The organism is Pseudomonas entomophila, assembly GCF_029478665.1.
Taxonomy (GTDB): Bacteria; Pseudomonadota; Gammaproteobacteria; order Pseudomonadales; family Pseudomonadaceae; genus Aquipseudomonas; species Aquipseudomonas entomophila_F.
This window is the reverse complement of the sequence record NZ_JARPQB010000099.1, coordinates 1-9,119: the sequence shown is the minus strand read 5'-3', so window position 1 is coordinate 9,119 and position 9,119 is coordinate 1. Positions and strand designations below refer to the sequence as shown.

The 9,119-nt window shown below is 65.8% G+C and carries 8 protein-coding genes and 1 pseudogene; 3 read left to right on the top strand and 6 right to left on the bottom strand.

What is annotated here, in order from left to right:
- The 4 genes and pseudogenes from P5705_RS25905 to P5705_RS25890 all read right to left on the bottom strand — a co-directional run.
- A pseudogene (locus tag P5705_RS25905) lies at window positions 1-755 on the bottom strand (molybdopterin-dependent oxidoreductase); the annotation flags it as partial.
- Between the two features lie 344 nt (window positions 756-1,099).
- The gene (locus tag P5705_RS25900) at window positions 1,100-1,990 is read right to left on the bottom strand and encodes a DMT family transporter (RefSeq protein ID WP_277463710.1); all 891 of its coding nucleotides are present in this window, start codon (window positions 1,988-1,990) and stop codon (window positions 1,100-1,102) included.
- 135 nt (window positions 1,991-2,125) lie between these two features.
- The gene (locus P5705_RS25895) at window positions 2,126-2,683 is read right to left on the bottom strand and encodes a thioredoxin family protein (protein ID WP_277463709.1); all 558 of its coding nucleotides are present in this window, start codon (window positions 2,681-2,683) and stop codon (window positions 2,126-2,128) included.
- 15 nt (window positions 2,684-2,698) lie between these two features.
- Entirely contained in the window at window positions 2,699-2,968 is a 270-nt protein-coding gene (locus P5705_RS25890) for a DUF2790 domain-containing protein (RefSeq protein WP_277463708.1), read from the bottom strand.
- A gap of 218 nt (window positions 2,969-3,186) precedes the next feature.
- Here P5705_RS25890 and P5705_RS25885 point away from each other — a divergent pair, with 218 nt between their 5' ends.
- Entirely contained in the window at window positions 3,187-3,927 is a 741-nt protein-coding gene (locus P5705_RS25885; protein ID WP_277463707.1) for a response regulator, read from the top strand.
- Window positions 3,924-5,210 (top strand): sensor histidine kinase, encoded by a 1,287-nt coding sequence (locus P5705_RS25880; protein WP_277463706.1) that lies wholly within the window; start codon window positions 3,924-3,926, stop codon window positions 5,208-5,210. Before P5705_RS25885 ends, P5705_RS25880 begins: the two co-directional genes overlap by 4 nt.
- Before the next feature lie 8 nt (window positions 5,211-5,218).
- Here P5705_RS25880 and P5705_RS25875 read toward each other — a convergent pair whose 3' ends face one another.
- The gene (locus tag P5705_RS25875; protein ID WP_277463705.1) at window positions 5,219-6,610 is read right to left on the bottom strand and encodes an FAD-dependent oxidoreductase; all 1,392 of its coding nucleotides are present in this window, start codon (window positions 6,608-6,610) and stop codon (window positions 5,219-5,221) included.
- Between the two features lie 14 nt (window positions 6,611-6,624).
- Window positions 6,625-7,941 carry an MFS transporter gene (locus P5705_RS25870; protein ID WP_277463704.1) on the bottom strand — a complete coding sequence of 439 codons (1,317 nt, stop codon included), beginning with the start codon at window positions 7,939-7,941 and terminating at the stop codon, window positions 6,625-6,627.
- Window positions 7,942-8,205: 264 nt separating this feature from the next.
- On the opposite strand from P5705_RS25870, the gene P5705_RS25865 reads away from it, so the two are divergent.
- A complete protein-coding gene (locus P5705_RS25865; RefSeq protein WP_248919823.1) occupies window positions 8,206-9,075 on the top strand; it encodes a LysR substrate-binding domain-containing protein in 870 nt (289 codons plus the stop codon).
- Window positions 9,076-9,119: the final 44 nt, after the last annotated feature.

Sequence of the window (9,119 nt, the reverse complement as noted above, 5' to 3'; positions counted from 1 at the left end):
AGCCGTTGCTGAGCATCTCGAACGGGTGCTGCGGGTGCTGGAAGCGCTCCAGGCCGCGCTCCTTCAGCGGGTTGAAGCAGACCACCTGGGCGCCGCGCTCCACCGCTTCACGCAAGGGTTCGAGCATGCGCGGGTGATTGGTGCCGGGGTTCTGGCCGATGACGAAGATCGCGTCGGCCTGCTCCAGGTCGTGGAACACCACGGTACCCTTGCCCACGCCCAGGGTGCTGGACATGCCCAGGCCACTGGCTTCATGGCACATGTTCGAGCAGTCGGGGAAGTTGTTGGTACCGAAGGTGCGCACGAACAACTGATAAAGGAAGGCGGCTTCGTTGCTGGCCCGACCCGATGTATAGAAGTCGGCCTGGTCGGGCGATTCAAGGCTGTTCAGGTGCTGGGCAACCAGGGCGAAGGCTTCGTCCCAACTGATCTCGACGTAATGGTCGGTGGCGGCGTCATAACGCATCGGATGGGTCAGCCGGCCCTGGTATTCGAGCCAGTAGTCACTCTGCTCAAGCAGTGCGTCGACGCTGTACTTGGCGAAGAACCTCGCAGAACTTGACCATGCCGCTCTCGGGCGACTCGCCCCAGGCGCAGCCGGGGCAGTCGAAACCGCTGTCCTGGTTGGTCTTGAGCATCATGCGGATGTTCTTGACGGCGTTCTCGCTGCCCAGCCAGGCCTTGGTCACGCTCTTGAGCGCGCCCCAGCCGGCGGCCGGGCCATTGTAACTTTTGATATGGTCTTCTTCGTTCATCAGGGTCACCCGTGATCGCGACATGCGAAATAACCAGCGCGAAGTTTCAAGTTATCCGAATAACCAACTTCAACGCTGTCGACCCTTTCAGGCTATTGAATGCACTAGGCGACAGTCCAATCAAAAGTTATGACGACCTGATCGGTCTTTTCTATCACGCCAGCGTGATAGATGACACCGATCAACCGTTCATTAAATATGATTGGACATTGTTATCCGTCATTCATAGTCTGCTGTCGCGGCAAACTTCAATCAGGGTAGTTACATGAATTCGAATTGGGTTTGATCAACGACGCCTGTTCGCCGGCAAGCCGGCTCCTACTGGGGACAGCGCGGCCCTGACCCTATGCGCGCACCTGGGTGCGCCGCTGCATCCAGGCCGCGCCCAGCCCGCTCAGGCAAATGACCGAAATCCCCACCAGGCTCATTCCGTCCGGCACCTGCCCGAACACCACCGCCCCCAGCAACCCGGCAAACACGATCTGGCAGTAACTGAACGGCGCCAGCAACGCCGGCGCCGCATGGCGGAACGCCTGGGTCAGCAACAGGTGCGCGGTCATCCCGCAGCCCCCCAGCGCCAGCATCAGCAACACATGCGGCCACGCTGGCGTCTGCCAGAAGAACGGCACCAGCGCCGTCATGATCAAGGTATTGCACAACCCCGCGTAGAAGTTGCTCGTGGTCGGGCTGTCATGGGCCGCCAACTTGCGCGTGAGCAACTGATAGAAGCAGAACCCCAGCGCCGAACCGAACGGGAAAAGAATGGCCGGCGTGAACATTGCCCCCCCTGGATGAACCACCACCAGCACACCGATGAACCCCATCACCACCGCCACCCACTGCCCCAGCGTGACCCGCTCCTTGAGCAAGGGCACCGACAGCGCGGTGACCAGCACCGGCGCGAGGAAGTTGACCGAAGTTGCCTCCGCCAGCGGCAGATACTGCAGGCCAGCGGTGAACAACAGGCTGGTGCTGAGCAGGCTGAGTGCGCGCAGGGTCTGCAGCAGCGGCCGGCGGGTGCGCAGCACGGCAAGGCCCGCCTTGGGCAGGAAGATCCCGGCCATCAGCAACGTATGCACCACATAGCGTGCCCACACCACCATGATGATCGGGTACACGCCACCGAGAAACTTCGAGAGCCCATCGTGGCTGGCAAACAGGAAGGTGGCCACCACCACCAGGGCGATGCCGCGCAGCGGCTGGTTGACTCCGGACAGCGGCGTACTGGAACTCATGGGGCTCTCGGGCGATGGCCCGGCATGGCGCCTGGGCATGCGCGGATTCTAGAAGAGAACCCCGGGGATGGACAAAGCTTTATGTTCCAGTTGGTACATTCCGTTCGCTGATCGACCACTTTCCCTGGGCCAGGGTCACCCCCGCTCGTCCAGCAACTGCCGGATCACCTGTTCCTGGCCGGCATAGTCCCCCTCACCAAAATGCACATGACGGACCTGGCCTCGGCGGTCGACGAAGTAGTGTGCGGGCCAGAACTGATTACCCCAGGCATTCCAGATGCGGTAGTCGTTGTCCACCGCCACCGGGTAATCGATGCCCAACTGCCGGACCTGCGTGCGCAGGTTGCCGACATCGTGCTCGTAGTCGTACTCCGGTGTGTGCACCCCGATCACCACCAGCCCCTGGTCGGCGTAGCGCCGGGCCCAGTCATTGACATGCGGCAGGCTGCGCCGGCAGTTGATGCAGTCGTAGGTCCAGAAATCGACCAGTACCACCTTGCCCTTGAGCGCGGCGGCATCCAGCGGGGGTGAATTCAGCCACTGCTGCGCACCGGCCAACGGTGGCATGGCCCCCAGGTCAGGCGCGGGCGACCGAGCCGCCAGGGCCAGCCCGCCAAGGGCGCAGGTGGCCGCCACGGCGACCAGCAACACGCGCCCTGGGCGGCGCCAGGCGCCGCCAGGTATCAACGTCATCGGCCAGGCTCCCGATCAATGTTCGTGGCAGCCATCGGTGGCATAGGTCAGGTATTGCAGGTCGTGCTGGCGGCCCTGGGAGTCGAGGTAGTTCATGCGCGAGTTGGCCACCCCGCAGCTGACGCTCGGATCCGTCTGGATCGACAGCACTTTCTTCACGTCCAGATGCTCGCCGTAGTGATACGGCATGGCCTCCGCGGCTGGCTGGGTGGCGGCCTGCGCGGCGAAGGCACCCAGGCTGAGCAGGGCGAACAGGCTGGCGCTGGCGAGGGTCTTGGCGTTCATGGTGTGTCTCCTTGTGCGGCTTGAGGTGGGAAGGCGTGTGCTTCCCGGTAGCGCCATTTGATGCCCGCCAGGTATCCCGCTTGTGTCGGCCCACCGGCCGCCGTGCCTCCTGCTGTATCAGCCGGCACAGCAGATACACTGCAATACAAACCGGGGCAGGCAAGCCGCAATCACCTCGGTAGACTGCGCCCACTCCCAACGTACAAGGACACCGCCCGATGGAACATGTCGATCACATCCTGGTCGTCGACGACGACCGCGAGATCCGCGAACTGGTCGGCAACTACCTGAAGAAGAACGGCCTGCGCACCAGCATCGTCGCCGACGGCCGGCAGATGCGCGCCTTCCTGGAGAACAACGCAGTCGACCTGATCGTCCTCGACATCATGATGCCGGGCGACGATGGCCTGCTGCTGTGCCGCGAACTGCGCGCCGGCAAGCACCGCAACACGCCGGTGCTGATGCTCACCGCGCGCAACGACGAGACCGACCGCATCATCGGCCTGGAAATGGGCGCCGACGACTACCTCACCAAGCCTTTCTCCGCCCGCGAACTGCTGGCACGGATCAACGCCGTGCTGCGCCGCACCCGCATGCTGCCACCCAACCTCACCATCAGCGAAAGCAGCCAGCTGATCGCCTTCGGCCCCTGGCGCCTGGACACCACCGCGCGCCACCTGCTCGACAGCGAAGGCACCCTGGTAGCGTTGTCGGGCGCCGAGTACCGCCTGCTGCGGGTGTTCCTCGACCACCCGCAGCGGGTGCTCAGCCGCGAGCAACTGCTCAACCTCACCCAGGGCCGCGAGGCGGACATCTTCGACCGCTCCATCGACCTGCTGGTCAGCCGCCTGCGCCAGCGCCTGGGCGATGACGCCCGCGAGCCCACCTGCATCAAGACCGTGCGCAGCGAGGGCTATGTGTTCTCGCTGGCGGTGCAACTGCTGGGGGCGTCGGCATGAAGTGGCCGCGCACCCTGGCCTCGCGCCTGGCCCTGATCTTCTTCACCGGCCTGGTGCTGGCCTACGGCCTGTCGTTCAGCCTGCAAGCCTACGAGCGTTACGTCAGCAGCCGTTCGATGATGCTCAGCAACCTGGAAATGGACGTCGCCACCTCGGTGGCCATCCTCGACCGCCTGCCCGCGGCGGAGCGCCCGGCCTGGCTCACGCGGCTGGAGCGGCGCACCTACCGCTACCGCCTGGATGAAGGTCTGCAAGGTACCGCGATGCCGACCGCCGACCCGCCCATGGCCGCCGAGTCGATCGTCAAGGCCATCGGCGGCCAGTACCACCTGACGTTCCAGGAAATCCCCGGCCCCAACGCGCACTTCCAGACTCACCTGCGCCTGGCCGATGGCGCGCCGTTGACCCTTGATGTCACCCCCACCCCGGTGCCGGTGGCCACCTGGCTGCCCGGGGTGCTGCTGATCCAGTTGCTGGTACTGCTGTCGTGCACCTGGCTGGCGGTTCGCCTGGCCATCGGGCCACTGACCCGCCTGGTGCAGGCTGTCGACAACCTTGACCCCAACAGCCCCGGGCCGCTGCTAGACGAGAGCGGCCCACGGGAGGTGCGTGACGCCGCAGTCGCCTTCAACGCCCTGCAGGCGCGCATCGCCGCCTACCTCAAGGAGCGCATGCAACTGCTGGCCGCCATCTCCCACGACCTGCAGACCCCGATCACGCGCATGAAGCTGCGGGTCGAGCAGATGGACGAAGGGTTGGAGAAGGAAAAGCTGTGGCACGACCTGGATGCCATGGAGCACCTGGTGCGCGAGGGCGTGGCCTACGCCCGCAGCATGGACAGCAGCACCGAGGCGCCCTGCCGGGTCAACCTCGACGCCTTCCTCGACAGCCTGGTCTTCGACTACCAGGACAGCGGCGCCAAGGTGGACCGCCAGGGCAGCGCCCAGGCCACCCTGGAAACTCGCCCCCATGCCCTGCGTCGGGTACTGGTGAACCTGGTGGACAACGCCCTGAAGTTCGCCGGCGCCGCACACCTGGAAGTGAACCACGAACAGGGGGTGACACAGATTCGCGTGCTCGATGACGGCCCGGGCATCCCGGCAGACGAACTGGACGAGGTGCTCAAGCCGTTCTATCGCGTCGAGGCTTCGCGCAACCGCAGCACCGGCGGCACCGGGCTGGGGCTGGCGATCGCCCAGCAATTGATCCAGTCCATGGGCGGCAACCTGACCCTGAGCAATCGCCTGGAGGGCGGGCTGTGCGCGCAGATCGAGCTGCGCTGAAGCGCCGCTCAGCCCTTGTCCGCCTTCCCCGCCGCCGCCGCGAACCGCGCCAGCCGCACATCCAGCCGGCGCGGTCGTGCGCCGCGGTCCTCGGCATGCTCCTTGCGCCGGATGGCGTTGCGCACCATCAATGATCCCAGGTAACGGATCGGTTCCGGCGGGAACTGCCCGAGGGGCCCCTTGACCAGCGGTGAGCGGGTCCAGTCATTGTCCAGGCCCAGCGCCAGCGACGCCAGGATCTGCCCGCCCATGTGGCACGGCCCGACACCGCTGCCGGAGTAACCGAAGCCATAGAACACGTTGCCCTGCCCGTCGAGCCGGCCGAAGAACGGCAGGCCGGTCACCGAGCGATCCGAGGGGCCGTTCCAGCTGGCCGCCAGGGGCACGTCGGCCAACGCCGGGAAGAAGTCCGTCAGGCTCTCGCGCAGCAATGGCTGGTACGGCGATGGCTGGTCGAACACCGGCAGCATGCGCCCGCCATAGGCGAAGGTGTTGCCCCCTTTGCCCAGCATCAGCCGGCCATCGGAGGTGTTGTGGTAGTAGTGCACGAAGATTCGCGAGTCGAGCACGCTGACCCCGCTGTCCAGGCCGATCTGGCGCAGCAGCTCCGGGCACGGTTCGGTGATCACCATGTCACTGGAGACAATCGCCACGCTGCGCTCGAACTGCGGGAAGGCCCGTGCCATCCAGGCGTTGAGGCCCAGCACCACGCGGTCGGCACGAATGGTCCCAGCCCGGGTGCGGACCTGGACCGGGGCGCCGTGCTCCAGCCCGGTCATCGCGGTGCCCTCATGAATGCGCACACCGCGCTGCAGGGCGACCCGGCGCAGCCCGCGCACCAGCCGCCCGGGCTGCACCGTGGCCGCAGCCGGTGAATACCAGCCCTCGAAGTGGCGACTGGAGCCGGCCAGCCGTTGTACCTGTTCCAGCGGCAAGCGCTGGAAAGAATTGATCCCCTTCTGCTCCAGCGCGGCAATCACCGCGTCGGTGCCGCCAACCTGGGCCTGATTGGTGGCGGTGTACAAGGTGCCGTCCATGCGGTAGTCGCAGTGGATGCCATTGGCGCGGCAGAACGCGCCAATGGCTTCGATGCTGCGTTCCGACTCACGCACCAGGCGTATCGCCTCCGCCACCCCGAACAGGCGCTCGAGGGTGAAGTACTTGGCCGACCAGGACAGCGCGCAACCACCATTGCGGCCACTGGCCCCGGCGCCGCAGATGTCCGCCTCGACCAGCAGCACGTCGAGCTGCGGCGCCTGCTCCTTGAGCATCAGGGCCGTCCACAGCCCGGTATAGCCGCCCCCGACGATGCATACATCGCAGCGGGCGTCGCCTTGCAGCGGCGGGCACAGCGCTTCGTCTTCCTGCTCCAGGGCCTGTTGCAGCCAGAACGGTCTCATCTACTCGCTTTCCTCTAGGTACGCAGTGGCTTGATCGCCATGCCGGTGTTGGGTGCCACGTCGTTGGCCTGTGGCGCGGTCGCCGGGCGGCTGTTCCAGTGCGGCAGCAGCACCAGGGCGGAGAACAGCGCGGTGCCGGCGAAGATCATGAACACCGTGACGCTGTCGAAGTAGCCCGGTAGCAGGCCACCGAGCACCGCGCCCACCGAGCCGCAGCCATTGACGAAGCCCGCCGCCGTGGCACCGGCCTTGGCGGTGCCGAAGTCGATGGCCGCGGCACCGCTGATCATCGAGTCCGGGCCGTACAAGGTCAGGCCCATGACGAACAGCAAGGCCACCACCAGCGCCACGCTGCCGCTGTGCATCGCCGCCATGAAACCCGCCAGTGCCACGGTCAGCAGCACCAGGCTGATCACGCAGGCCGGCATGCGCCGGGCGCCGAACAGCTTGTCCGAGGCCAGGCCGATGATGATCGGCCCCAGCAGCCCGGCCAGCTCGAAAGCGGTGGGGATGATCGCCGCGCCCACCTTGCCCACCGAGGGCATCTGCTCGAAGACGATCACCGGCCCCCAGAGCAGGATGGCGTAGCGCGCGGGCTTGAGCATGAAATAAGCCAGCCCGAGCGTAAGCACCGTGCGGTTGCGCAGGATCTCGCGCAGTGGCGCCCAGACGCTGCACAGGTTCGCGCCCGGGGCCATGCTCTGGGGCTCCGGCTCCACCGCCGGCAAGCCGACATCCTCAGGCTTGTTGCGTTGGAAGATGAAGAACAGCACCGCCACGCCGGCTACCACCGCGGCGCTGGAGAAGAACGCCGCATGCCAGGTGCCGACCAGGGTGTAGGCCCACCAGCCGGCGAACGGCGAAGCGACCAGCCCACCAAACGCATAGCACGAGCTCCACAACCCGAGCACCCGTCCGCGCTGCGAAGCGGGGAAGAAACTGCCGATGTTCTTGCACAACCCCGCCCAACCGGTGGACTGCGCCAAGCCTTGTACAAGCATGCAGGTGGCGAAAATCGGGAAGGTCGCGTAGCTGCCCATCACCACGGCGGCGATGGCCGAGATCAACAAGCCACCCAGCACCACCACCCGCGGCCCGAAGCGATCGGCAAGCATGCCCCAGGTGAACTGGCCCACGGCATAGGCGGCCAGGTAGATCGCATCGAGGTTGGCCATGGCGGCCTTGTCGAGCATGAACGTCGGGTCTTCGGCGATGCCGAGCTTGGCGACCGAGAAGGCCTTGCGGGTGAAGTAGAAGGCGGCGTAGGCCAGCCAGGTGATCGCGAAGATCTGCATGCGCCACCGCTTGATGGCGCCCAGGGATTGATTCATGTGGATCTGACCTCTTGCTTGAGTGTGCCGGCAGAATGTGAAGAAACGCCTGTCTTGTTGTTGTGTTGCGCACTGCGTGACGGAGGGACGTCACCTGGTCAGATGGCTCGGTGGTCTGGCGTGACCAGGGCGAGGCCATGGCCCTTGAGGGCCGCTTGTGGCGGCGGGTCCGGGGTTGAAAGACATGGAAACAGTTGCAGACTGATAAATAAAATCGATTTATCGTATTTCACTCATAAGCCCAGCTTGTAACAGGAGTGCTCGATGTCGGTCTCCCACGCTCAACTCAAGGCCTTTCACGCCGTCGCCGAACAGGGCAGCTTCACCCGCGCGGCCGAACGGCTGTTCCTCACCCAGCCGGCGGTGTCCGACCAGGTGCGCAAGCTGGAGGAGCGCTTCGGGGTGCTGCTGTTCCACCGGAACAAGCGTTCGGTGCAACTGACCGACCTGGGCGAGCGCCTGCTGGGGGTGACCCAGCGTCTGTTCGCCTGCGAGGCGGAGGCCGTGGAGCTGCTGCAGGACTCCCGCGCGCTGCACACCGGCAGCCTGGTGCTGGCGGTGGATGCCCCGGTGCACGTGCTGCCGCAGATCGCGCGGTTCTGCCAGCGTTACCCGGGCATCCAGGTGAAGATCGAGACCGGCAACACCGACGCGTCGCTGGCCCGGCTGTTCAGCTACCAGGCCGACCTTGCCCTGCTGGGGCGTGATGTCGATGACGAGCGCCTGTATTGCGTGCCGATGCGCCGGGACCCGATGGTGGCGTTCGTCTCGCATCAGCATCCATGGGCCAGCCGTGGCGAGATCAGCCTGGCGGACCTGGACGACACGCCGTTGGTGCTGCGCGAGCCGGGGTCGGTGACGCGGCAGACGCTGGAAGAGGAAATGCAGCGGGCCGGGTTGCGCATACGCCCGGCGATTCAGGTGGAAGGCCGGGAGGCGGCGCGCGAGGCCGTGGTGGTGGGGATTGGCGTGGGGGTGGTGTCGGCGGCGGAGTTCGGGGCCGATGCCCGGGTCTGTGCCTTGCCGATTGTCGATTGCCAGCGGCATCTGACTGAGACGCTGGTGTGCCTGAGCGAGCAGCGGACGCGGCGGGTGGTGGCTACGTTTCTGGAGATGGTGCGGGAGGGGCTTTGATTTCGGCTTCGGCTTCGGCTTCGGCTTCGGCTTCGGCTTCGGCT

What these genes read in the sequence shown, in the direction of transcription:
- P5705_RS25900 (WP_277463710.1), bottom strand. Translation starts at nt 1,990, where the DNA reads ATGAGTTCCAGTACGCCGCTGTCCGGAGTCAACCAGCCGCTGCGCGGC.
- P5705_RS25895 (WP_277463709.1), bottom strand. Translation starts at nt 2,683, where the DNA reads ATGACGTTGATACCTGGCGGCGCCTGGCGCCGCCCAGGGCGCGTGTTG.
- P5705_RS25890 (WP_277463708.1), bottom strand. Translation starts at nt 2,968, where the DNA reads ATGAACGCCAAGACCCTCGCCAGCGCCAGCCTGTTCGCCCTGCTCAGC.
- P5705_RS25885 (WP_277463707.1), top strand. Translation starts at nt 3,187, where the DNA reads ATGGAACATGTCGATCACATCCTGGTCGTCGACGACGACCGCGAGATC.
- P5705_RS25880 (WP_277463706.1), top strand. Translation starts at nt 3,924, where the DNA reads ATGAAGTGGCCGCGCACCCTGGCCTCGCGCCTGGCCCTGATCTTCTTC.
- P5705_RS25875 (WP_277463705.1), bottom strand. Translation starts at nt 6,610, where the DNA reads ATGAGACCGTTCTGGCTGCAACAGGCCCTGGAGCAGGAAGACGAAGCG.
- P5705_RS25870 (WP_277463704.1), bottom strand. Translation starts at nt 7,941, where the DNA reads ATGAATCAATCCCTGGGCGCCATCAAGCGGTGGCGCATGCAGATCTTC.
- P5705_RS25865 (WP_248919823.1), top strand. Translation starts at nt 8,206, where the DNA reads ATGTCGGTCTCCCACGCTCAACTCAAGGCCTTTCACGCCGTCGCCGAA.